General features: G+C 58.4%; 20 protein-coding genes, 4 tRNA genes and 1 other RNA gene. 21 read left to right on the top strand and 4 right to left on the bottom strand.

From position 1 onward, the window contains the following. Positions 1 to 89: 89 nt before the first annotated feature. The 19 genes from trxA to MXF20_RS17140 all read left to right on the top strand — a co-directional run bounded on the left by trxA (position 90) and on the right by MXF20_RS17140 (position 15,855). Positions 90 to 422 carry a thioredoxin TrxA gene (gene trxA / locus MXF20_RS17230; RefSeq protein ID WP_021313352.1) on the top strand — a complete coding sequence of 111 codons (333 nt, stop codon included), beginning with the start codon at positions 90 to 92 and terminating at the stop codon, positions 420 to 422. A gap of 346 nt (positions 423 to 768) precedes the next feature. Continuing rightward, positions 769 to 2,028 carry a transcription termination factor Rho gene (gene rho / locus MXF20_RS17225; protein WP_128602155.1) on the top strand — a complete coding sequence of 420 codons (1,260 nt, stop codon included), beginning with the start codon at positions 769 to 771 and terminating at the stop codon, positions 2,026 to 2,028. Positions 2,029 to 2,307: 279 nt separating this feature from the next. Continuing rightward, complete coding sequence (wecA, locus tag MXF20_RS17220; protein ID WP_325970456.1) at positions 2,308 to 3,384, top strand: UDP-N-acetylglucosamine--undecaprenyl-phosphate N-acetylglucosaminephosphotransferase; 1,077 nt, start codon at positions 2,308 to 2,310, stop codon at positions 3,382 to 3,384. Positions 3,385 to 3,421: 37 nt separating this feature from the next. Further along, positions 3,422 to 4,471, top strand: coding sequence for an ECA polysaccharide chain length modulation protein (gene wzzE, locus MXF20_RS17215; protein ID WP_325970454.1), 1,050 nt, complete (start codon positions 3,422 to 3,424; stop codon positions 4,469 to 4,471). A 10-nt stretch (positions 4,472 to 4,481) separates the two neighbouring features. Further along, positions 4,482 to 5,606 carry a non-hydrolyzing UDP-N-acetylglucosamine 2-epimerase gene (wecB, locus tag MXF20_RS17210; RefSeq protein ID WP_058758100.1) on the top strand — a complete coding sequence of 375 codons (1,125 nt, stop codon included), beginning with the start codon at positions 4,482 to 4,484 and terminating at the stop codon, positions 5,604 to 5,606. Positions 5,607 to 5,608: 2 nt separating this feature from the next. Next, the gene (gene wecC, locus MXF20_RS17205) at positions 5,609 to 6,868 is read left to right on the top strand and encodes a UDP-N-acetyl-D-mannosamine dehydrogenase (RefSeq protein WP_325970453.1); all 1,260 of its coding nucleotides are present in this window, start codon (positions 5,609 to 5,611) and stop codon (positions 6,866 to 6,868) included. Continuing rightward, positions 6,865 to 7,941, top strand: coding sequence for a dTDP-glucose 4,6-dehydratase (gene rfbB / locus MXF20_RS17200; protein ID WP_325970451.1), 1,077 nt, complete (start codon positions 6,865 to 6,867; stop codon positions 7,939 to 7,941). Before wecC ends, rfbB begins: the two co-directional genes overlap by 4 nt. A 23-nt stretch (positions 7,942 to 7,964) precedes the next feature. Then, positions 7,965 to 8,846, top strand: coding sequence for a glucose-1-phosphate thymidylyltransferase RfbA (rfbA, locus tag MXF20_RS17195; protein WP_325970449.1), 882 nt, complete (start codon positions 7,965 to 7,967; stop codon positions 8,844 to 8,846). Continuing rightward, positions 8,824 to 9,519 (top strand): dTDP-4-amino-4,6-dideoxy-D-galactose acyltransferase, encoded by a 696-nt coding sequence (gene rffC / locus MXF20_RS17190; RefSeq protein ID WP_325970448.1) that lies wholly within the window; start codon positions 8,824 to 8,826, stop codon positions 9,517 to 9,519. The genes rfbA and rffC overlap by 23 nt, the downstream gene beginning before the upstream one ends. After that, positions 9,519 to 10,649: a dTDP-4-amino-4,6-dideoxygalactose transaminase gene (gene rffA, locus MXF20_RS17185; RefSeq protein ID WP_325970446.1), complete on the top strand. Its 1,131-nt coding sequence runs from the start codon at positions 9,519 to 9,521 to the stop codon at positions 10,647 to 10,649. The genes rffC and rffA overlap by 1 nt, the downstream gene beginning before the upstream one ends. Next, entirely contained in the window at positions 10,649 to 11,902 is a 1,254-nt protein-coding gene (gene wzxE / locus MXF20_RS17180; RefSeq protein ID WP_325970445.1) for a lipid III flippase WzxE, read from the top strand. The genes rffA and wzxE overlap by 1 nt, the downstream gene beginning before the upstream one ends. Further along, a complete protein-coding gene (locus MXF20_RS17175) occupies positions 11,899 to 12,969 on the top strand; it encodes a TDP-N-acetylfucosamine:lipid II N-acetylfucosaminyltransferase (RefSeq protein ID WP_325970443.1) in 1,071 nt (356 codons plus the stop codon). Before wzxE ends, MXF20_RS17175 begins: the two co-directional genes overlap by 4 nt. Beyond that, complete coding sequence (gene wzyE, locus MXF20_RS17170; protein ID WP_325970441.1) at positions 12,966 to 14,309, top strand: ECA oligosaccharide polymerase; 1,344 nt, start codon at positions 12,966 to 12,968, stop codon at positions 14,307 to 14,309. The genes MXF20_RS17175 and wzyE overlap by 4 nt, the downstream gene beginning before the upstream one ends. A gap of 28 nt (positions 14,310 to 14,337) precedes the next feature. After that, positions 14,338 to 15,072: a lipopolysaccharide N-acetylmannosaminouronosyltransferase gene (gene wecG / locus MXF20_RS17165; protein WP_325970440.1), complete on the top strand. Its 735-nt coding sequence runs from the start codon at positions 14,338 to 14,340 to the stop codon at positions 15,070 to 15,072. Positions 15,073 to 15,231: 159 nt separating this feature from the next. Then, positions 15,232 to 15,308: transfer RNA gene (locus MXF20_RS17160), tRNA-Arg, on the top strand. A 90-nt stretch (positions 15,309 to 15,398) separates the two neighbouring features. Continuing rightward, positions 15,399 to 15,474: transfer RNA gene (locus MXF20_RS17155), tRNA-His, on the top strand. A gap of 16 nt (positions 15,475 to 15,490) precedes the next feature. Then, a tRNA-Leu gene (locus MXF20_RS17150) sits at positions 15,491 to 15,577 on the top strand. Positions 15,578 to 15,613: 36 nt separating this feature from the next. After that, positions 15,614 to 15,690: transfer RNA gene (locus MXF20_RS17145), tRNA-Pro, on the top strand. A gap of 35 nt (positions 15,691 to 15,725) precedes the next feature. Next, positions 15,726 to 15,855: non-coding RNA, RtT sRNA (locus MXF20_RS17140), on the top strand. 627 nt (positions 15,856 to 16,482) lie between these two features. On the opposite strand, the gene hemY is transcribed toward MXF20_RS17140, so the two are convergent. From hemY to hemC, 4 genes are read right to left on the bottom strand one after another with little or no spacing between them, the layout of a single operon-like run. Beyond that, positions 16,483 to 17,679, bottom strand: coding sequence for a protoheme IX biogenesis protein HemY (hemY, locus tag MXF20_RS17135; protein WP_325970438.1), 1,197 nt, complete (start codon positions 17,677 to 17,679; stop codon positions 16,483 to 16,485). Positions 17,680 to 17,681: 2 nt separating this feature from the next. Continuing rightward, the gene (gene hemX, locus MXF20_RS17130) at positions 17,682 to 18,812 is read right to left on the bottom strand and encodes a uroporphyrinogen-III C-methyltransferase (RefSeq protein WP_325970436.1); all 1,131 of its coding nucleotides are present in this window, start codon (positions 18,810 to 18,812) and stop codon (positions 17,682 to 17,684) included. 23 nt (positions 18,813 to 18,835) lie between these two features. Next, positions 18,836 to 19,576 (bottom strand): uroporphyrinogen-III synthase, encoded by a 741-nt coding sequence (gene hemD, locus MXF20_RS17125; RefSeq protein ID WP_325970435.1) that lies wholly within the window; start codon positions 19,574 to 19,576, stop codon positions 18,836 to 18,838. Beyond that, complete coding sequence (hemC, locus tag MXF20_RS17120; protein ID WP_325970434.1) at positions 19,573 to 20,514, bottom strand: hydroxymethylbilane synthase; 942 nt, start codon at positions 20,512 to 20,514, stop codon at positions 19,573 to 19,575. Before hemC ends, hemD begins: the two co-directional genes overlap by 4 nt. Positions 20,515 to 20,831: 317 nt before the next feature. On the opposite strand from hemC, the gene MXF20_RS17115 reads away from it, so the two are divergent. Next, on the top strand, positions 20,832 to 23,390 hold the full coding sequence (locus MXF20_RS17115) for a class I adenylate cyclase (protein WP_325970433.1): 2,559 nt from the start codon (positions 20,832 to 20,834) through the stop codon (positions 23,388 to 23,390). Positions 23,391 to 23,515: 125 nt separating this feature from the next. Beyond that, positions 23,516 to 23,722: an LPS translocon maturation chaperone LptM gene (gene lptM, locus MXF20_RS17110; protein ID WP_022548017.1), complete on the top strand. Its 207-nt coding sequence runs from the start codon at positions 23,516 to 23,518 to the stop codon at positions 23,720 to 23,722.

The following is a 23,722-nucleotide window of genomic DNA, read 5'->3' as shown; positions in this document are numbered from 1 at the left end:
GCTTTACGAAAGCGTATCCGATGAAATAAAGTCAACCTACGTTGGTATATTTTACGCCAATTCGCCAGGCATAATCTTTGGAGTTAAACATGAGCAGCGATAAAATCGTTCACCTGACCGATGACAGTTTCGACACTGACGTGCTGAAAGCCGACGGTGTGACGCTGGTAGATTTCTGGGCTGAATGGTGTGGTCCTTGCAAAATGATCGCCCCGATTCTCGACGAAGTCGCAGAAGAGTACGACGGTAAGCTTACCATCGCCAAGCTGAACATTGATGAAAACCCAGGTACTGCACCAAAATATGGTATCCGCGGTATCCCGACCCTGCTGCTGTTCAAGAACGGCGAAGTGGCGGCAACCAAAGTGGGCGCGCTGTCTAAAGGTCAGTTGAAAGAGTTCCTGAACGCTAACCTGGCGTAAGCCCGGCACGGTGTTTGTTCGGCAGTGGTGAATTTTTTCGCCACTGCTGGACGTCTCCCTTCAGGCATGTTAAGTTGACCACACTGCATTACGCACTTACCTTGTAGTTTGCATCTAAAGATTTCCCTTGTCAGACCCTGCTCGCATTGAACGTTTTCGTGGTTTGGCAATCTGACGACTAGCACATTCGGCAACACCTTTCGATCGTCTCCTCGCTTCCTATCGCCACATCTGACGATAACCGTCGAGCAGCGTTGAAAAAGAGCCAATAACAGGCATGGAATTTTTGCCATACCATTCACGACAAACATTTCGAGAATTACCCCGAGTTTAAGAACCCATCACTATGAATCTTACCGAATTAAAGAATACGCCGGTTTCTGAGCTGATTACTCTCGGCGAAAATATGGGGCTGGAAAACCTGGCGCGTATGCGCAAACAGGACATTATTTTCGCCATCCTGAAACAACATGCGAAGAGCGGCGAAGACATCTTCGGTGATGGTGTGCTGGAGATACTGCAGGATGGATTTGGTTTCCTCCGCTCCGGAGACAGCTCCTACCTCGCCGGTCCCGATGATATCTACGTTTCTCCCAGCCAAATCCGCCGCTTCAACCTCCGCACTGGTGACACCATTTCTGGCAAAATCCGCCCACCGAAAGAAGGTGAACGCTATTTTGCGCTGCTGAAAGTTAACGAAGTTAACTATGACAAGCCAGAAAACGCCCGTAACAAGATTCTGTTTGAAAACCTGACGCCACTGCACGCGAATAATCGTCTGCGCATGGAGCGCGGTAACGGTTCGACCGAAGACCTGACGGCGCGCGTGCTGGATCTGGCATCGCCAATTGGTCGCGGCCAGCGTGGTCTGATTGTTGCACCGCCGAAAGCCGGTAAAACCATGCTGCTGCAGAACATCGCGCAGAGCATCGCTTACAACTACCCTGATTGCGTGCTGATGGTGCTGCTGATTGACGAGCGTCCGGAAGAAGTGACCGAGATGCAGCGTCTGGTGAAAGGCGAAGTGATCGCGTCTACCTTTGACGAACCGGCCTCACGTCACGTGCAGGTTGCGGAGATGGTGATCGAGAAGGCCAAGCGCCTGGTCGAGCACAAAAAAGACGTCATCATCCTGCTGGACTCCATTACCCGTCTGGCGCGCGCCTACAACACCGTGGTGCCAGCGTCAGGTAAAGTTCTGACCGGTGGTGTGGACGCCAACGCCCTGCATCGTCCGAAGCGTTTCTTCGGTGCGGCACGTAACGTGGAAGAGGGCGGCAGCCTGACCATCATCGCTACCGCACTGGTTGACACCGGTTCGAAGATGGATGAAGTGATTTACGAAGAGTTTAAAGGTACAGGTAACATGGAACTGCACCTGTCGCGTAAAATCGCTGAGAAGCGCGTGTTCCCGGCAATCGATTACAACCGTTCCGGTACGCGTAAAGAAGAGCTGCTGACTTCCCAGGAAGAGCTGCAGAAGATGTGGATCCTGCGCAAAATCATTCATCCAATGGGTGAAATTGATGCGATGGAATTCCTCATCAATAAACTGGCAATGACCAAAACCAACGACGAATTCTTCGATATGATGAAACGCTCGTAAGCGTTGCCGTCGGTAATGGCCTAAGCCAGCCGGCAAACGGCACAAATTGCCAGGTTTTATGACTAACGCCACGTCTTAACGTGGCGTTTTTCATTTGTGGGCATTAGGATTATGCCTGTCAGGAAGCACACATATTGACTGAGGCAGCAAAGCGGCGGTTTTTTCAGCAAACGCACGCGCTGCGACAGAATTCAGACCAGGGATATACAGCAATGGCGGGAAAATTGCTTATTGTTGTCCATGATTTTAGCTGAGAGCGTTAACGTGAATTTACTCACTATGAGTACTGAGCTTGGTTTAGTTTTTCTTTTTTCTTTAGCGTTCCTGTTTTTTGCTCGTAAAGCGGCTAAAAAAATTGGGCTTGTGGACACGCCGAATTCCAGAAAACGACACCATGGCGCCATTCCGTTAGTAGGCGGCATCTCCGTGTATGCGGGGATTTGCTTCGCCTTTGCTATCTCAAATTATTATCTGCCCCATGCCATGCTGTACCTAATCTGCGCCGGGGTGCTGGTGCTGGTCGGCGCGCTCGATGACCGTTTCGATATCAGCGTCAAAATTCGTGCGGTGGTGCAGGCGGCGATCGCCATCGTGATGATGGTCGGGGCGAAACTCTACTTGCTCAGCCTGGGATTTATCATTGGCCCGGTCGAACTGATTGTCGGGCCCTTTGGCTACGTGCTGACGCTGTTTGCCGTGTGGGCGGCGATCAATGCTTTCAACATGGTGGATGGCATCGACGGCCTGCTGGGAGGATTATCCTGCGTCACCTTTGCGGCCATAGGCATCATTCTCTATTTCGACGGCCAGACCAGCCTGGCGATGTGGTGTTTTGCGATGATCGCCGCCACCATTCCCTACATTCTGCTTAATCTCGGCTTCCTGGGTCGGCGTTATAAAGTGTTTATGGGTGACGCCGGCAGCACCATGATCGGCTTCACCATCATCTGGATTCTGCTGGAAACCACGCAGGGCCTCAGCCATCCCATCACGCCGGTGACCGCGCTGTGGCTGATTGCCATTCCGCTGATGGACATGGTAGCGATCATGTATCGCCGTCTGCGTAAGGGCATGAGTCCGTTCTCGGCTGACCGTCAGCATATTCATCACCTGATCATGCGGGCCGGTTTTACCTCTCGCCAGGCCTTTCTGTTGATTACCGTGGCCGCCGCGCTGCTGGCCGGCATTGGCGTGCTGGGCGAATATCTGGCCTTTATTCCCGAGTGGGTGATGCTGGTGCTGTTCCTCGCCGCTTTCCTTCTTTACGGTTATTGCCTGAAACATGCATGGCGCGTCGCGCGCAAAATCCGTCGTATCAAACGTCGCTGGCAAAGCAGCGGCGAAGAGAAAAAATAATTACCCAGATAAGTACCCGGATAAGGACACTTTTGTTATGACCTCTGTCGTTGTGGAGAACGAACTGGACGTGCGCGGCCTCGGCTGCACGCTGTGGCGCGGCAAACGCTGGATTATTGGCCTGGCGCTGCTGTTTGCACTGCTGGCGTGGCTGGCGTCCATGTTGATGAAGCAGTCCTGGAGCGCCACTGCGGTGACCGATCGGCCGACGGTGAATATGCTGGGCGCATTCTTTGTGCAGCAGCAGTTCCTCAATAATCTGGATGTGCGCAACGAAACCGTCAGCCTGAACACGCCAGCGCCGACGGTAATGGATGAGGTGTATCAGGAGTTCACCATGCAGCTGGCATCGTGGGATACGCGCCGCGATTTCTGGCTGCAGACCGATTATTTTAAGAGCCGCAAAAGCGGCAACGCGCATAACGATGCGGCGCTGCTCGACGATCTGATCACCAACATTCAGTTCACCCCGGCCGACGCCACCCACAATACGCTGGATAACATCAAGCTGATTGCGGAGACCGCCGGCGACGCCAACAATCTGCTGCGTCAGTACATTGCCTACGCCAGCGAGCGCGCCGCGCGTCATCTCAACGATGAGCTGAAAGGGGCGTGGCAGGCGCGCAGCGTGCAGCTGCAGGCGCAGGTGAGTCGTCAGCAGGAAGTGGCACAGTCGGTGTTTGATCGCCGGCGTCAGCGCATTGAACAGGCGCTGAAAGTCGCCAGCCAGCAGGGTATTACCGAGAACCGCGCGCCGGTCAGCGCTGAGGCACTGCCGGACAGCGATCGCTTCCTGCTGGGCCAGCAGATGCTGCAGGCGCAGCTGGATACGCTGCAGGCCAGCGGACCTGCTTACGATTTAAGCTATGATCAAAACAGGGCGATGCTGAACACGCTGCAGGCCGGGCCGCGTCTGGATAAATCGTTCCAGACTTACCGTTACCTGCGTACGCCGGAAGAGCCGGTCAGCCGCGATAGCCCACGCCGTCTGTTTATGATGGTGATGTGGGGCGCAATCGGTGCGCTGGTGGGCGCCGGTGTGGCGCTGGTGCGTCGTCCGCGTGCAACCTCCGCTAACCGTCACTAAGAGAATCCGCGTGAAAGTTCTGACCGTATTTGGCACGCGCCCTGAAGCGATCAAAATGGCTCCGCTGGTGCAGGCACTGGCGCAGGATGCTGCCTTCGAATCGCGCCTGTGCGTGACGGCACAGCATCGTGAAATGCTCGATCAGGTGCTGCGCCTGTTCCGGCTGCAGCCCGATTATGATCTCAACATCATGCGACCCGAACAGGGGCTGACCGAGATCACCAGCCGCATTTTGCAGGGCATGAAAACCGTGCTGGCTGACTTCCAGCCAGACGTCGTGCTGGTGCACGGCGATACCACCACCACTTTTGCCGCCAGTCTGGCTGCGTTTTACCATCAGATTCCGGTAGGGCACGTTGAGGCCGGTCTGCGGACCGGCAATCTGATGTCGCCGTGGCCGGAAGAGGCTAACCGCACCCTGACCGGCCACCTCGCCAGCTATCACTTCACGCCGACGGAAAATTCGCGGCAGAACCTGCTGCGCGAAAATCTGCCCGACGCGCGTATTTTCGTCACCGGCAATACGGTGATTGATGCGCTGCTGTGGGTGCGCGATCGCGTGCTGGATGATGCCGATCTCAACGCCCGTCTGGCGGCGCGATATCCGTTCCTTGAGGCCGGTAAAAAGCTGATTCTGGTTACCGGCCATCGGCGCGAAAGTTTTGGCGAAGGGTTTGAACGCATCTGCAGCGCGCTGGCGCAGCTGGCGCGTCAGCATCCGCAGCTGCAAATCGTCTATCCGGTGCACCTCAATCCTAACGTCAGCGAGCCGGTGAACCGTATCCTGAGCGGTATTAACAACATCATTCTGATTGAGCCGCAGGAGTACCTGCCGTTTGTCTGGCTGATGAACCGCGCCTGGCTGATTCTCACCGATTCCGGGGGGATTCAGGAAGAGGCGCCGTCGCTGGGTAAACCGGTGCTGGTGATGCGTGAAACCACCGAGCGACCGGAAGCGGTGGCGGCCGGTACGGTGAAGCTGGTCGGCACTGACGTGAATAAAATTGTTGCTGAAGTCAGCCTGCTGCTGCAGGACGACGAGGCGTGGCAGGCAATGAGCCGCGCGCACAATCCGTATGGCGACGGCCATGCCTGCGCGCGCATCCTGCAGGCACTTAAACAACACAGAGTTTAACTATGCGTTTTTCAACCATTTCCGTTATCGGACTGGGCTACATTGGGCTGCCGACGGCAGCGGTTTTTGCGTCGCACGGGAAACAGGTCATCGGCGTGGATATTAATGCGCGCGCGGTGGAAACCATTAATCGCGGCGAAATTCATATCGTCGAGCCTGAGCTGGGCGACGTGGTGCGCGCAGCGGTGCACAACGGCAACCTGCGCGCCACCACCCAGCCTGAAGCTGCCGACGCCTTTCTGATTGCCGTGCCGACGCCGTTTGTCGGCGATCATCAGCCGGATCTCAGCTACGTGCAGGCGGCCGCGCTGTCGATTGCGCCGGTGCTGAAGGCCGGCGATCTGGTGATCCTCGAATCAACTTCGCCGGTGGGCGCCACGGAACAGATGGCGCAGTGGCTGGCGGCGGCGCGCCCGGATCTGCGCTTCCCGCAGCACGGTGAGCAGCCTGACGTGTTTATTGCTTACTGCCCGGAGCGCGTGCTGCCGGGGAAAGTGATGGTCGAGCTGCTGGAAAATGACCGCGTGATTGGCGGCATGACGCCGGCCTGTTCGGCGCGCGCCAGCGAGCTGTATCGCATTTTCCTGCGCGGCGAGTGCGTGGAAACCAACGCGCGCACCGCGGAGATGTGCAAGCTGACGGAAAACAGTTTCCGCGATGTGAATATCGCCTTTGCCAACGAACTGTCGCTGATCTGCGCCGAACAGGGGATCAACGTGTGGGAACTGATCGCGCTGGCGAATCGCCATCCGCGCGTCAACATCCTGCAGCCGGGGCCGGGCGTCGGCGGCCACTGTATTGCGGTCGATCCGTGGTTTATCGTGGCGCAAAACCCGCAGCAGGCCAGGCTGATCCGCACGGCACGTGAGGTCAACGATGCCAAACCGGGCTGGGTGCTGGAGCAGGTCAAACAGGCGCTGGCCGAGTGCCTGACCGCCAGCGGCAAGCGTGCCGCCGACGTGACCATCGCCTGCTTTGGTCTGGCCTTTAAGCCCAATATTGACGACCTGCGCGAAAGCCCGGCGATGGCGGTGGCGCAGCGCATTGCGGGCTGGCACAGCGGCCGTAACTGGGTGGTCGAGCCGCATGTGGCAGACATTCCGCCGCAGCTCGCCGATCGCGCTACGCTGGTGTCGATGGCTGAGGCGCTGCAGCAGGCTGATATCCTGGTGATGCTGGTCGATCACGCGCAGTTCCGCGCCGTGGCCGCAGAGCAGGTGACGCAGCCGTGGATTGTCGATACCAAAGGAGTCTGGCGATGAAACAGTTTTTAGTCACCGGCGGCGCCGGTTTTATTGGCTCCGCGCTGGTGCGCTTCCTGATTGCCAGCACCGACCATCGTGTGGTGGTGGTGGATAAGCTGAGCTATGCCGGCAATCTGGCGTCGCTGGCGCCGGTTGAGCAGGATGCGCGCTTTGCCTTTGAGCAGGTTGATATCTGCGACCGCGCCGCGCTGGATCGCGTGCTGGCGCAGTATCAGCCAGACTGCATTATGCATCTGGCGGCGGAAAGTCACGTGGACCGCTCGATTGACGGGCCGATCGCCTTTGTCGAAACCAACATTGTCGGCACTTACCAGCTGCTGGAGGCGGCGCGCCACTACTGGAACGGCATGGCGGATGAGCGCAAGAAGGGCTTCATTCTGCACCACATCTCGACCGACGAGGTGTTTGGCGATCTGCACGGCACGGAGGATTTCTTTACCGAAACCACGCCGTACGCCCCGAGCAGCCCTTATTCGGCGACCAAAGCCAGCAGCGATCATCTGGTGCGCGCCTGGATGCGCACCTACGGGCTGCCTGTGGTGGTCACCAACTGTTCCAACAACTACGGGCCTTACCATTTCCCGGAAAAACTGATTCCCCTCACCATCATCAATGCGCTGGCCGGTAAGCCGCTACCGGTGTACGGCAACGGCAGCCAGATTCGTGACTGGCTGTTTGTGGAAGATCATGCGCGCGCGCTGTACACCGTGGTCAGCAGCGGCAAAGTGGGGGAAACCTACAACATTGGCGGCCATAACGAGCGGCGCAATATTGAGGTGGTGGAGACGCTGTGTGATTTACTGGATGAGCTGGCGCCGCAGCAGCGCACTGCCGGGCTGAATAGCTACCGTGAACTGATCACCTTTGTTCACGATCGTCCCGGCCACGACCTGCGCTATGCCATCGATGCCAGTAAAATCGCCCGGGAACTGGGCTGGACGCCACAGGAAACGTTCGAAAGCGGTATCCGCAAAACCGTGCAGTGGTATCTGGCCAATCCGCAGTGGTGGCAGGCGATTCTCAACGGCAGTTATCGCGGCGAGCGTCTGGGCTTAGCCACGCCGCGTTAACCGCGCACGCAGAAGGAGCAACGATGAAAGGTATCATCTTAGCCGGCGGCTCGGGCACGCGCCTGCACCCGATTACCCGGGCGATATCCAAGCAGCTGCTGCCGGTGTATGACAAACCGATGATCTACTATCCGCTGTCGGTGCTGATGCTGGCGGGGATTCGCGACATCCTGATTATTACCACGCCGGACGATCGCGCCCATTTTGAGCGCCTGCTGGGTGACGGCAGTGAATTTGGCCTGCAGCTGCAGTTTGCCGAGCAGCCGAGCCCGGATGGCCTGGCGCAGGCGTTCATCATCGGTGAATCCTTCATTGGCGACGACAGCTGCTGCCTGGTGCTGGGCGACAATCTCTACTTCGGTCAGGGCTTCAGTCCGAAACTGAAAAAGGTGGCCGCGCGCAGCCACGGTGCCACAGTCTTTGCCTATCAGGTCATGGATCCGGAACGTTTTGGCGTGGTGGAGTTTGACGACGACCTCAACGCGCTGTCGATTGAGGAGAAGCCGCAGCAGCCGAAATCGCGCTGGGCGGTCACCGGCCTCTACTTTTACGATAACCGCGTGGTGGAGTTTGCGAAGCAGGTGCAGCCTTCGGCGCGCGGCGAGCTGGAAATCACCGCCATCAACCAGATGTATCTGGCGCAGGGCGAGTTGTCGGTCGAGCTGCTGGGGCGCGGCTTTGCCTGGCTGGACACCGGCACCCACGACAGCCTGATTGAGGCCAGCGTGTTCGTGCAAACGGTGGAGAAACGTCAGGGCTTTAAAATTGCCTGCCTCGAAGAGATTGCCTGGCGCAACGGCTGGCTGAGCGATGAGCAGCTGCTGGCGGCGGCGCAGGCGTTGACCAAAACCGGCTACGGCCAGTATCTGCTGGATATTCTGCATGCCCGTCCGCGTCAGTATTGATCCCCTCGCGTGGGAGAGTGAATTCTTCCATTGCGCCACGGCGCGGCTGACGCTGGACGGCGATGTGCCGCTGGCCGAGGCGCTGCAGCAGCCTTACACGTTGTGGCAGGTTAAGGTGCCGGCGCAGGACAGCGCGGCGATTGATGCGCTGAGCCAGCACGGTTTTCAGCTGGTGGAAGGCGAAGCGGATCTGGCAATCAATATCAAACGCACCGAACGGCAGACCGGCGTGCGCATCGCGCGCGAAGCGCAGATCCCGCAGCTGCGCGCGGTGGCGGCCCAGGCGTTTAGCCAGAGCCGTTTTCGTGCCCCCTGGTTTGCCGCTGAAGACAGCGGCCGCTTTTACGCGCAGTGGATTGAGAACGCGGTGCGCGGCACGTTTGATCACCAGTGTCTGATCGCCTGCGACGAGCAGGGCGCGCTGCAGGGCTTTGTTTCAATGCGCGAAGTCGCTGGTGACGCGCGCATCGGTCTGCTGGCGGTGCTGCCGGCGGCGCAGGGCAACGGCGTCGGTCAGCGTTTGCTGCTGGCGGCAGCCGACTGGGGCCGGGTGCGCCAGCTTGAGCGCCTGCGGGTGGCAACCCAGCTCAGCAATCTTACGGCGATGCGCCTCTATTTACGCAGCGGTGCCCGGCTGGAGAGCACCGCCTACTGGTTTTACAGGAAAGCCTGATGATCCCATTTAACGCGCCCCCGGTTGTGGGCACTGAAGTTGACTATATGCAGTCGGCGATGGCCAGCGGCAAGCTATGCGGCGACGGCGGCTTTACCCGGCGCTGTCAGCAGTGGATGGAGCAGCATTTTGGCAGCAAAAAAGTGCTGCTGACGCCCTCGTGCACCGCTTCGCTGGAGATGGCCGCGCTGCTGATTGATATCCAGCCCGGCGATGAAGTGATCATGCCGAGTTATACCTTTGTGTCCACCGCCAACGCCTTCGTGCTGCGCGGTGCCACCATTGTGTTCGTTGACGTGCGCCCGGATACGCTGAATATCGACGAAACGCAGATCGAAGCGGCGATCACGCCGAAAACCCGCGCCATCGTGCCGGTGCATTACGCGGGCGTGGCGTGCGAGATGGACACCATTATGGCGCTGGCGGCGAAACATCAGCTGTATGTGATTGAAGATGCGGCGCAGGGCGTGATGTCACAGTACAAAGGACGCGCACTGGGCACCATCGGCCATATTGGCTGCTTTAGCTTCCATGAGACGAAAAACTACACCGCCGGCGGTGAAGGCGGTGCCACGCTGATTAATGAAGCGAACCTGGTTGAACGCGCAGAGATCATCCGGGAGAAAGGCACCAACCGCAGCCAGTTCTTTCGCGGCCAGGTGGATAAATATACCTGGCGCGATATTGGCTCCAGCTATCTGATGGCGGATTTACAGGCGGCTTATCTGTGGGCACAGCTGGAAGCAGCGGAACGCATCAACCAGCAGCGTTTGCGCCTGTGGCAAAACTATTACGACGCGCTGCAGCCGCTGGCGGCCAGCGGGCGCATTGCGTTACCGGCGGTGCCGGCCAGCTGCCGTCACAATGCCCACATGTTCTATCTCAAGCTACGCGACAGCGAGGATCGTCAGGCGCTGATTAACTGGATGAAGGAAGCGGAGATCCTCACCGTGTTCCACTATATCCCGCTGCACTCCTCGCCGGCCGGCACGCGCTTTGGTCGCTTCCATGGCACAGATGCGTTCACTACGCGCGAGAGCGAGCGGCTGCTGCGGCTGCCGCTGTTCTACAACCTGTCGGACAACAACCAGCGTACGGTAATCAGTTCGCTGCTGAGCTTCTTTGCCTGATGTCGTTAGCCAGAGCCTCAGTGTGGACCGCCTCGTCCACGCTGGTAAAAATTGTCGCTGGACTGCTGGTGGTGAAACTACTGGCCGTGAGCTTCGGTCCCGAGGGCGTCGGCCAGGCGGGGAACTTCCGTCAGCTGATCACCGTGCTCGGCGTGCTGGCCGGCGCGGGCATTTTCAATGGCGTTACCACTTATGTCGCACAGTCTCGCCAGCAGCCAGCGCAGCTGCGCGCCGTAGTCGGTACTGCGTCGGCGATGGTGCTGGGTTTTTCCACGCTGCTGGCGCTGGTGTTTCTGCTGGCGGCGGAGCCCATCAGCCGGGCGCTGTTTGGCCATGGCGGCTGGCAAAACGTGGTGCGCATCGTCGCCTTTTTGCAGCTGGGCATTGCCTGGGCCAACCTGACGCTGGCGCTGCTGAAAGGTTTTCGCGATGCGCGCGGTAACGCGCTGGCGCTGATTGCTGGCAGCCTGATCGGCGTCGCCGGTTATGTGCTGTGCTGGTGGCTGGGTGGCTACGCCGGTGCGCTGGTCGGGCTGGCGCTGGTGCCGGCGCTGCTGGTGCTGCCGGCGCTGTGGATGCTGCGTCGTCACCGTGAAGAACTGCCGCTGCGCTGGCTGAAGCCGCAGTGGCAGCCAGCGCTGGCGCGCAATCTGGGCAAATTTACCCTGATGGCGCTGATCACCGCTGTGACCTTGCCGGTGGCCTGGGTGATGATGCGTAATCTGCTGGCACAGCAGCAGGGCTGGGCGCAGGTCGGGCTGTGGCAGGGCGTCACCAGCATCTCTGATGCGTATCTGCAATTTATCACCGCCACGTTCAGCGTCTGGCTACTGCCGACGCTGGCGCGGCTGGAGCACAAAGCCGACATTGCGCGGGAAATTGGCCGCGCGCTGCGCTTTGTGCTGCCGGCGGTAGCGGCGGCCAGCTTTTGCGTCTGGCTGTTGCGCGATGTCGCCATCTGGCTGCTGTTTTCCCCGCAGTTCAGCGCCATGCGCGATCTTTTTGTCTGGCAGTTGTGCGGTGACGTCTTTAAAGTAGGCGCCTATGTTTTCGGATACCTGGTGATCGCCAAAGCCTCACTGCGCTTTTATATTCTCACGGAAATCAGCCAGTTTGTGCTGCTGACCGCCTTTGCGCACTGGCTGATCCCACTGCACGGTACCGCGGGCGCGGCGCAGGCCTATATGGCGACCTACGTGCTCTACTTTGCCCTTTGCTGTGGCGCTTTCTTGATTTATTGCCGGAAAAAATGACGCTATTTCACGTGCTGGGCTCCGATATCCCGCATCACAATCACACGCTGCTGCGCTTTTTTAACGATGTCATGAGCGTCGAAGCGCCGACGGACGTGCCACGTCAGTTTATGGTGGTATCGGCCGCGCCGGAGACCCTGCTGGTCTATCCACAGCTGCAGATCGACGTGTATCCCAGCAAGCGTGCGCTTGCGCAGGCAGTGATCGCACGCGCCGCCGATCGCCGTCAGCGCTTCTTCTTTCACGGCCAGTTCAATCCGCGCCTGTGGCTGGCGCTGCTCAGCGGCAAACTGCGGCGACAGCAGGCGTTCTGGCACGTCTGGGGCGCCGATCTCTACGAAGAGGGTGCCGGGCTGAAGTACCGCCTGTTCTATCTGCTGCGGCGTATTGCACAGGGGCGCATGGCGCAGGTATTTGCCACGCGCGGCGATCTGCACTTTTTCCAGCAGCGCCATCCGCGCGTGCCCACTTCGCTGCTCTATTTTCCAACGCGTATGCCGGAGGCCGCGATTCCCGCCCCTGCCGCCAGCGACAGCTTCACCATTCTGCTCGGCAACTCGGGCGATCGCAGCAACCGGCACATTGAGGGATTGCAGGCGATTCGCCGCCAGTTTGGTGAGCAGGTTAACGTGGTGATCCCGCTCGGTTATCCGGCCAGCAACTATGAGTACATCGATGAGATTGATGCTGCCGCGCAGCGCCTGTTTCCGCGCGGTCAGGTGACGCTGCTGCGCGACAAAATCGACTTCACTGCCTATCTGCAATTGCTGAGTCGCTGTCAGCTCGGCTATTTTATGTTCGAACGTCAGCAGGGCATCGGTACGCTGTGCCTGCTGATTCAGGCCGGCATTCCGTTTGTGGTTAACCGCAAGAATCCGTTCTGGCGTGACCTGAGCGAGCAGGGGCTACCGGTATTGTTCAGCGCGGATGCACTGGATCGCGATCGCGTGGCGGAGGCGCAGCGTCAGCTGGCGCAGTGCGACCGCTCAGCCATCGCCTTTTTTGCCCCGGGCTATCTGGCGGGATGGCGCCACGCGCTGGCGGAGAGTGAAAGGGAGTCAACATGAGCCTGCTGCAGTTTAGTGGTCTGCTGGTGGTGTATCTGTTTTCGCTGGGCTTCATTCTGACGCTGACCTGGCGCGAATTTAAACGGGTGCGTTTTAATTTCCACCTGTTCTTTACTCTGCTGTTTTTGCTGACCTTTTACTTTGGCTTCCCGCTGACCAGCGTGCTGGTGTTCCGCTTTAACGTCAGCGTGGTGCCGGCGGAGTATCTGCTGCAGGCGCTGCTGGCCGCCACCAGCTTCTATGCCATCTATTACGTCAGCTACAAAGTGCGGCTGCGGCCCGCGCAGGCCGAACCGCGCAAGCCCTGGCTGACGATGAACCGGGTGGAAACCCATCTGACCTGCCTGCTGCTGGCGCTGGTGGCCGTGGGAACCGTCACGGTGTTCTTTATGCATAACGGCCTGCTGCTGTTCCGGCTGTCGGCCTACAACCAGATCTTTTCCAGCGAAGTGTCCGGCGTGGCGCTCAAGCGCTTCTTCTACTTCTTCATTCCGGCGATGCTGATCCGCTATTTCCTTCATCCTACCCAGCGCCAGTGGCTGCTGTTTTTGCTGGTAACGGTGGCGTTTGGTCTGCTGACCTATGCGCTGGTGGGGGGGACGCGCGCCAATATCATCATCGCCTTTGCGCTGTTCCTGTTCATCGGCATTACGCGCGGCTGGATTACGCTGTGGATGCTGGTGGGTGCCGGCGTGATGGCGATTGGCGGCATGTTCTGGCTGGCGCTGCGTCGTTACAATCTCGACGTGGTGGGCGATGAAGCGTTCTACACGTTTCTTTATCTGACGCGCGACACCTTTTCGCCGTGGGAGAACCTCGCGCTGCTGCTGCAGAATTACGACAAAATCGATTTTCAGGGGCTGGCACCCATCTGGCGTGACTTCTACGTGTTTATCCCTGGCTGGCTGTGGCCGGATCGGCCATCGATGGTGCTCAACAGCGCCAACTATTTCACCTGGGAAGTGCTGAATAACCACTCCGGGCTGGCGATTTCGCCCACGCTGCTCGGTTCGCTGCTGATCATGGGCGGCGCAGCCTTTATTCCGCTCGGTGCGATAGCGGTCGGGCTGTTGATGAAAGGGTTTGATTCTCTTTACCAGCAGGGGCGCGATGCCGGTAACCGCTACAGCGGTGCCATTTTGCAGAGCTTCTGCTTTGGCGCGGTGTTCAATATGATCGTGCTGGCGCGCGAAGGGCTGGATGCATTTGGCTCGCGCGTGGTGTTCTTTTGCCTGATTTTTGCCGCCTGCGTTGGGCTGGCGAAGTTACTTTTCTGGCTGTTAGCGCGTGCCGGGCTGATTCGCCCGCGCGCGGAGCCAGGTTTACCGCGTTCTGCTTAACCTCCGGGCCTGACGGGAAATACCGACCATGGAAACCGATCATCCGCGTTATACCCTGCGCGGCATCGATTTACACGCTTTCGCTGATATGGCGAGCTTTCTTCATTTTCTGCTGCCGGACGGCCAGCCGCGCAGCGGCACGCTGGTGGCGATCAACGCTGAAAAGATGCTGACGCTGGAAGAGGATGCCCAGCTGCGCGCGCTGATTACCGCCGCCGAGATCAAATATCCGGATGGCATCAGTATTGTGCGTTCGCTGCGCAAAAAATACCCGCAGCTGAAGGTGAACCGCATCGCCGGTGCTGACCTGTGGGAAGCGCTGATGGAACAGGCGGGCCGCAGCGGTATTCCGGTGTTTTTAATCGGCGGGCGTGAGCAGGTGCTGCAGGAAACCTGTGACAAATTACGCCGTCAGTGGAACGTCAACATCGTGGGCAGCCAGAACGGCTACTTCGCCCCTGCCGAACGCGAGGCGCTGTTTGCACGCATTGCCGCCAGCGGGGCACAGATTGTCACCGTGGCGCAGGGATCGCCGCGCCAGGAGCTGCTGATGCGCGACTGTCGCGAGCTCTGGCCGCAGGCGCTGTATATGGGCGTCGGTGGCACCTACGATGTCTTTACCGGCCACGTCACGCGTGCGCCGCGCATCTGGCAACAGTTAGGGCTGGAGTGGCTGTATCGCCTGATTCGCCAGCCATCACGCTGGCGTCGTCAGTTAAAACTGCTGAAATATTTGCGCTATCACTGGCGTGGCGATCTGTAACGCAGCAGGAATAGTGCTGTAATTCCGGCAGGTTAAGCAGGCAAATTGCGTTATTTATCGACGGAATGCACAAAGCGTAAGCAAACGCGATTTTTTTATGAAAAAGCACTGGACAGCCTGGAGTCAAATACGTAGTATGCCCATCCGCAACGGCGCTACGCGCCCGTAGCTCAGCTGGATAGAGCGCTGCCCTCCGGAGGCAGAGGTCTCAGGTTCGAATCCTGTCGGGCGCGCCATTTAGTTTGTGCGCAAGAGCTTCGGTGGTTGGTTTAACCGCGTTATGCAGTGCATTGAGTAAGCGGTTACGCTTACGCACCAGAATTATGGTGGCTATAGCTCAGTTGGTAGAGCCCTGGATTGTGATTCCAGTTGTCGTGGGTTCGAGTCCCATTAGCCACCCCAGATTTTGCTGGGATATGCGAAGGTGGCGGAATTGGTAGACGCGCTAGCTTCAGGTGTTAGTGTTCTTACGGACGTGAGGGTTCAAGTCCCTCTCTTCGCACCAGGCAAAACAAGTAAGCAGTAACAGGCAGTACAAAATCGGCGAGTAGCGCAGCTTGGTAGCGCAACTGGTTTGGGACCAGTGGGTCGGAGGTTCGAATCCTCTCTCGCCGACCATATTCGAAAAGCCCGCTTTGCAAAAAGCGGGCTTTTTTCGTCTGTAGCAAAAGAGGATGAGAACCTCCGAAGGAGGTTTGAGCCGAGCGCAGCGAGACAACGTTGCGTCAGCAACGGCCCGCAGGGCGCTTCTCGCAGAGAAGCGTAATCCTCTCTCGCCGACCATCATTTAAGAAACCTGCTTTGTAAAAAGCAGGTTTTTTTTCGTCTGTAGCAAAAGAGGATGAGAACCTCCGAAGGAGGTTTGAGCCGGGCGCAGCGAAGATAGCGTCAGAGGTAGTTGTCGCTATTACGCGACACGTAACTTACTGATTATAAACAACCTTACCTTTCCTTGCACAGCTTGTCGCTCTGCGGAGACAGCTTTGAACCGGTCTGTCGCGTTTTTGCGACATCGCAACCGCCGTCAGCGGGCAGAGATTATCTAACTGACTGATATAAAATAAGTTACAGCGATTCATGCCATTCTGGCACGCTTTATGCAATAATCCCTGCGTAGATGCTCATTCCACCTCTTATGTTTGCTGATGCAACATAAACCTGGGAATGATGCAGAGCCCCTTACGGTATCCGTTGTCCAGCTGGCAGTAACGTGCACGCGCTACTGCAGTAAGAAGGACATTACGTTGAGTCGGATACCATCAGTTGTCTTACCGACCTGATCTTACACCTGCTTCTGGCAGGTGTTTTTTTATCTGCCCTTCGCGGATTGATGCCGCCTTTCCGGCCAGTTATTTCAGGCAAAAAAAAGCCGGGACTCGCCCGGCGTGCACAAAAATAACAACAGTAAAATCAGGCGCCAGGATTGTTCTTCAGCGTCAGTAACAGACCCTCGCGACGCATTTTAGCCGCGTCTTCCGGGCGATGCAGCCGATCGTAAACATCCGCCAGCCAGGCATAGTCAAAGCCATCCGGACGCTGTGCCAGCGCCTGCTGGAAGGCTTCTGCTGCCTGCTGCCACTCACCGTGGCGCATCAGCAGCTGGCCGAGCGTGCTGTGCAACAGCGGCGTGGCACCGTGCTGCTTAATCTGCTGACGCAGCGCTTTCTCCAGCGCCTGCGGATCGCCGCTTTTGATGCGCGGCATCAGCAGCACCAGCCGATCGTCATACTGACGCTTCAGCCCTTCCAGCACGATGCTTTGCGCGGTATCCGGATCGTCGCACTCAATCAGATGCTCAGCCATCGCCACCTGCAGCGCGGTCTCCTGACGGGTTTTGCGGCTCTGGTTCTGCCACCATTTCTTCAGGCCTTCGCTGCCCTGATCGGCCATAGCCTGATTCATCAGACCCAGCCACGCCTGTTGCTGCAGCGCATTGCGCTGGGCATCATCGTTAATCTGTGCCTTCTGCATGGAGGGCAGAATATCCAGCAGTGCACCCCAGGCGCCAGTGCGGATATAAGCCTGCTCGGCCAGACGCAGCACTTCCGGATGGCGCGGCGCCACTTCCAGCAGGCGATCGATACCGTGACGTGCGGCGTGATCTTCGTTACGCGCCAGCTGCAGGCGCACGCGGGTGATCTCAACCGGAATGGTATCGTTCTCGGAGAGCTCAGAGGCGCGCTCCAGATGCTGGTTAGCGCGGATTTCATCGCCGCGCTGCTGCGCCGCTTCGGCCGCCAGCAGATAGTTGGCTACCGGCTGATCGGCGTGATCGGCATTCTTCGACAGCAGCTTCTCCACCTGACGGTAATCGCCTTCCGCCAGCTTCATCAGCGCGCTCTGCGTGTGACGCTGGGCGCTGCGACGTTTACGTCCGGTGAACCAGCCGCGAGTGCGGGCACCGGTGCGGAACAGGCGGCGCAGAATCCACTCGACCAGCAGAATCACCAGCAGGCTGAGAATCAGGATGATGGCCAGACCGGTGACGCTGGTCTCAATGTTCCAGTTATCGGTCTGAATCAGCACGTAGCCCTGATGGCCGGCAACCATCGGCCCCAGCACAATGCCGGCAATCAGCAGCAGGAAAAGCACCAATACTTTCAGCATGCTTAGCCTCCCTGTTGATCAGCCGCAGCCGATGGCTGCGCCAGCAGATTGCGCACGCGGGTTTGCATCAGTTTTTCCAGCAGCGCCTGGCTCTCCAGCGTGTCCGGCACGTCCATTGAAATACTCTGCTGACTCAGCTCGTCGAGCTGGGCGAGGAAGGCTTTGGTCGCCGCATCGTTGGTGTCGTACCAGGCGCGCACCCACGTAGATACCGCATCAATGGACTGTTTGTAGATCTCATCCTGATGGCGCGGCACCGCCTGCGCGGCAATCAGCAGACGCGAACGGATGTTTTCGCGCAGATAAACATCCTGATTCGGTGCCAGCAGCGGCTGCGCGGTGTTATCGCGGCGGCGGATGGTGATGAAATCATCCATAAAATTGTGCCAGCTCTTCACCAGATTCTGACGCCACTCATGCAGCGAGCTGGAGAGCTCACCGCTGTCGGCATCCATCGGTGAATCATCGCTGTCGTTATCGGCCAGGCGCAGATTATCCACGCCGTTCGACAACTGGTTAAGTTTCAGGATGATGCCGTCGTAATCCACCTGGCTGACCGACGCCAGTGAACTGATATCCTGTGTCAGCGCACGGCGCACGTTCATGATGCTGGGATCGTTCATCTCCGCCAGGCTGGTGTCCGCGCTTTTCAGCAGCGCTGCTGCGGTGGTGACGTCCTGATCGCTCCACAGTTTGCGGCCCGCCAGTTTGACCAGATAATCGGCCTGTGCCAGCAGCCAGGTGCGGGTGTCGTTGCCGGAAATGGTGGCGACTTTTTCACGCAGCGTCTCCAGCTCTTTGGCGCTGTTGTCCTGCTGGCTGCGCGCTTCCTGCAGCGCGGTGTTGGCGTCTGCCAGCTGCTGCGAGAGCTGCTGTTTATCGCTGCCCAGTTGCTGCTGCAGGGCGCTCAGCTGCTCACTCAGGTTCTGGTTAGTCTGAGCCTGTAAGTCGGCCTGGTGTTTCCCATTCAGGTAAAGTCCCGCGCCAATCGCCAGTGCAATGACAATTGCCACCGCGCTCAGCACCTTGCCGTCGCTCTTTTTCGCACGAGGCGGCTGGCTGGCTGGCGTCGGGGAAGTGTCCGCAGGGGTGGTTTCTTCAACCATGGCGGAGGAGTCTTTTTGTTCCGTCATTGTGGCTCATCCCAATGTTAAGTTCAGCGTAACGCACGCAGCAGCGCATCGTTATCCGCACCATCGGCTACCTCAATCTCCTGCCAGCCTAATTCGGCGGCCTGGGTAGCCAAACGTTCACTGACGACCAGCAGTCGACAGTGCAGCAGCCATTCCCGCCGATCGATTGGCGGAAACAGCGCAAACAGTTGTTGTAACATTTCACCGCTGGTCACCACCAGCGTGGTGATACCGCGATCGCGCCAGCGACGGCCCTCAATTGCACCGTCGTACTGCTTTTCACAGCGCTGGTAGCACTCACAGTATTGCACGTCAGCACCGCGGGCGATCAGCGTCTCCGCCAGCAGCTCGCGGCCCGGGCTGCCGCGCAGAATCAGCGCGCGCTTGCCGCTCACCTGCTGCAGGCGATTCAGGCGCACCAGCTCTTCACTGGTTTCCCGCGCATGCGGATAGTCGACTTTCAGATTACTGACGGTGTGCAGCGCCAGCGCGGTACTGCGACCAATGGCATAATAGTCTAGAAATGCCGGCCACGCGCTGCGCTGCTGTTGTAAAGCCGGCTGGGCAAAGTGCACCACCTGCTGCGACAGCAGAAAAACCAGGTCGCCAGACTGCAGCGAGGCCAGCTGTTGCGGCAGTTGAGGGAGATCGCGACCCGGCGTGAATTCAATCAGTGGAAACGACCACGCCAGTTTGCCCTGGCTGCGCAGGCGCGCGACCAGTTCGCTGGCGGCGGGTTCCGGGCGGGTCACGAGGATAGTCATGCGGGCGGCTGTCCCTGATAAACTTCACGCAGAATGTCGCGCGCGCCGCCGTCCAGCAGCTCTTCGGCCAGGGAGATGCCCATCTGTTCAGCCTGTTCACGCGGGCCACGGCGTTCGCCCACCACCATCTGGCTGCCATCCGGCGCACCGACCAGACCGCGCAGCCATAGCTGATCGTCTTCCAGTACGGCAAAACTGCCGATCGGCACCTGACAGCCGCCTTCGAGACGGGTGTTCATCGCGCGCTCGGCGCGCACGCAGACGGCGGTGTCGCTGTGATTCAGCGCCTGCAGCAGCGTAATTAACGGCTGGTCGTCGAGACGGCACTCAATGCCGACCGCGCCCTGGCCCACCGCCGGCAGGGAAAACTCTGCCGGCAGCGCCTGGCGAATGCGATCGTCCAGTCCAAGGCGTTTCAGCCCGGCGGCAGCAAGAATGATGGCGTCATACTCGCCGGCGTCCAGTTTGCTGAGACGCGTGCCGACGTTACCGCGCAGCGAGCGAATCACCAGATCCGGGCGCCGTGCGCTGATCTGGCACTGGCGACGCAGGCTGGACGTGCCGACCACCGCGCCCTGTGGCAGCGCATCGATCGAGGAATAATGATTCGAGACGAAAGCATCACGGGGATCTTCGCGCTCGCAGATGGTCATCAGACCCAAGCCCTCTGGAAAATCGACGGGCACATCCTTCATGGAATGCACCGCCATATCGGCACGGTTTTCCAGCATCGCCAGCTCAAGTTCTTTGACAAACAGCCCTTTGCCACCCACTTTCGCCAGCGGCGTATCGAGGATGACGTCGCCTTTAGTGACCATCGGCACCAGCTCAACCTGCAGGCCGGGGTGCGCAGCCATCAGGCGCTGTTGGACATATTGTGCCTGCCACAAGGCAAGTGGACTTTGCCTGGTAGCAATTCTGAAAATTTTGTTTAACATGCTGTTAACCATTTTGATCGTTCACCGATTATCCTATCATTGATAGGGGAATGCTGTCAGTTTCAACGGATTGACCAGGCTGCAAACTCAGCGCGGAGCCCGACAGTTATCGCTCCCTGGCCTGAGGCTGGAGTCCGAAAATGCAGGGCTACGTTTGGAACGTGCTAAACTGTCAGGTAGCGCAACTTTCTTTACGGTCAATCTTCCAGGTGTTAGATTGATCACGTTTCCAGCAATAATTTGCCCGACATCTTTATTATTAAGCGGCAGATTTTGGAAACAGGGTGCTTAACACTGGGACAATCAGGCGAAACGTCTTGTACCTCTACATTGAGACACTGAAACAGAGACTGGATGCGATAAACCAGCTGCGTGTAGATCGCGCACTGGCTGCCATGGGACCTGCTTTCCAGCACGTCTACAGTCTGCTGCCAACATTACTGCATTATCATCATCCGCTGATGCCGGGTTACCTTGAAGGTAGCGTTCCCCACGGCGTCAGCTTCTTTGCGCCTGACGAAAACCAGCAGCAGCTGCTGCAACAGTTAGCGGGCGACCATCCGCTCGATCTCAGTGGCGCGGTGAAAGGCGAACTGCCGATCACTGGCATCTACTCCATGGGCAGCACCTCGTCCGTCGGCCAGAACAGTGTCTCCGATCTGGACATCTGGGTGTGCCATCAGTCGTGGCTCGATAATGAAGAGCGCCTCAATCTGCAGCGCAAGTGTACGCTCCTGCAAAAATGGTGTGTGTCGCTGGGTGTGGAAGTCAGCTTTTTCCTGATCGACGAAAACCGCTTCCGCCACAACGAGAGCGGCAGCCTCGGCGGTGAGGACTGCGGTTCTACCCAACATATTTTACTGCTGGATGAGTTCTACCGTACCGCCGTGCGCATGGCGGGCAAACGCATTCTGTGGAACATGGTGCCTGGCGAAGAAGAACATCACTACGACGATTACGTGATGTCGCTCTATTCACAGGGCGTGCTGACGCCGAATGAGTGGCTGGATCTCGGCGGTCTCGGCACGCTGTCGGCGGAAGAGTATTTCGGTGCCAGCCTGTGGCAGCTGTATAAAAGTATCGATTCGCCGTACAAAGCGGTGCTGAAAACCCTGCTGCTGGAAGCCTACAGCTGGGAATATCCCAACACGCAGCTGCTGGCAATGGATATCAAACAGCGGCTGCACGACGGCGAAATTGTCTGTTTTGGTCTCGATCCCTACTGCATGATGCTGGAGCGCGTGACGCGCTACCTGACCAGCGTCGATGACACCGCGCGCCTTGATTTGGTGCGCCGCTGTTTCTACCTCAAAGTGTGCGAAAAACTCTCCAGCGAGGAGCAGCATCCGCGCGCGGGCTGGCGGCGTGAAATCCTGTCGCAGCTGGTCAAAGAGTGGGGCTGGGACGATGAGAAGCTGGCGGTGCTGGATAATCGCGCGCAGTGGAAGATCGAACGGGTGCGTGAGGCGCACAATGAGCTGCTGGATGCGATGATGCAGAGCTATCGCAACCTGATCCGCTTTGCCCGTCGCAACAATTTAAGCGTCAGCGCCAGCCCGCAGGATATCGGCGTGCTGACGCGTAAATTGTACGCCGCGTTTGAAGCGCTGCCGGGCAAAGTCACGCTGGTGAACCCGCAAATCTCGCCCGATCTGTCGGAAGAGAACCTGACCTTTATTCACGTGCCAGCCGGGCGCGCCAACCGCGCCGGCTGGTATCTGTATAACCAGTCGCCGGACATGAGCTCAATCATCAGCCATCAGCCGCTGGAATATAATCGCTATCTCAATAAGTTAGTGGCATGGGCGTGGTTCAACGGACTGCTGACGCGCAAAACGCGTCTGCACATCAAGGGCAACGAGTTCTGCGATCTGCCGCGTCTGCAGGAGCTGGTGAACGATGTCTCCAGCCACTTTCCGCTGCGTCTGCCTGCGCCGACGCCGAAAGCGCTCTACAGCCCGTGCGAAATCCGGCATCTGGCAATTATCGTTAACCTCGAACACGATCCCACCTCGGCATTCCGCAATCAGGTAGTGCACTTCGACTTCCGTAAGCTGGATGTGTTCAGCTTCGGTCAGCAGCAGCAGTGCCTGATCGGCAGCATCGATCTGCTGTACCGTAACTCGTGGAACGAAGTGCGCACGCTGCACTTCAGCGGCGAACAGGCGATGATCGAAGCGCTGAAAACCATTCTGGGCAAAATGCATCAGGATGCTGCACCGCCGGACACGGTTGAAGTGTTCTGCTACAGCCAGCATCTGCGCGGTCTGATTCGTACCCGCGTCCAGCAGCTGGTGTCGGAATGCATTGAGCTGCGCCTGTCGAGCACGCGCCAGGAGCCGGGCCGCTTCAAGGCGCTGCGTATGGCCGGTCAGACGTGGGGGCTGTTCTTCGAGCGCATGAGCGTCTCGGTGCAGAAGCTGGAAAACGCGGTCGAATTTTACGGCGCGATCTCCAACAACAAGCTGCACGGTTTGTCGATCAAAGTGGAAACGAACCAGACGCCGCTGCCGCCGGTGGTTAACGGCTATGCCAGCGAAGGCATCATCCAGTTCTTCTTTGAAGACACCAGTGACGATCGCGGCTTCAACATCTACATCCTCGACGAAAGCAACCGGGTTGAGGTGTATCACCATTGCGAAGGCAGCAAAGAGGAGCTGGTGCGCGACGTCAGCCGCTTCTATTCGTCGTCGCACGATCGCTTTACTTACGGCTCCAGCTTTATCAATTTCAACCTGCCGCAGTTCTACCAGATTGTGCACGCCGGCGATCGCTTCCAGGTGATTCCGTTCCGCAGCCAGACGCTGACGCAGCTGTGTGCCACGCAGCCGGACAACGACAACGGCGACTTCCAGCCGCGCTACCAGATGCACTGAAGCCGCTGCGTTTTATGCCGCGGCCTGCGCCCGTCTCTGAACCTTCTGCCACATATTTCCTGTTGCTTTTACAACGTCAACTGCGATGATAAGCAGCTGGGATTTGGATAAAAAGAGCAGACAGAATGATACGAGTGATGAGCCAGCTGGGTATGGCGCTGGCACTGGTCAGCCTGGTAGGCTGTGGCCTGAAAGGACCGCTGTATTTCCCGCCCAACGATCGGCCGCAACAGAAGAATCAGCCGGTAACGGAGCAGCAGCAGAAAGCGGCGCAGGATGCGGATACCAGCGGCCTGGTCACCAGCAAACCGGCTGGCGTGCAGGCGAATTAA

Origin of the sequence: Pantoea dispersa, assembly GCF_035783935.1 — a bacterium.
GTDB classification, from domain to species: domain Bacteria; phylum Pseudomonadota; class Gammaproteobacteria; order Enterobacterales; family Enterobacteriaceae; genus Pantoea; species Pantoea dispersa_C.
This window is presented reverse-complemented; position numbering and strand designations above follow the sequence as displayed.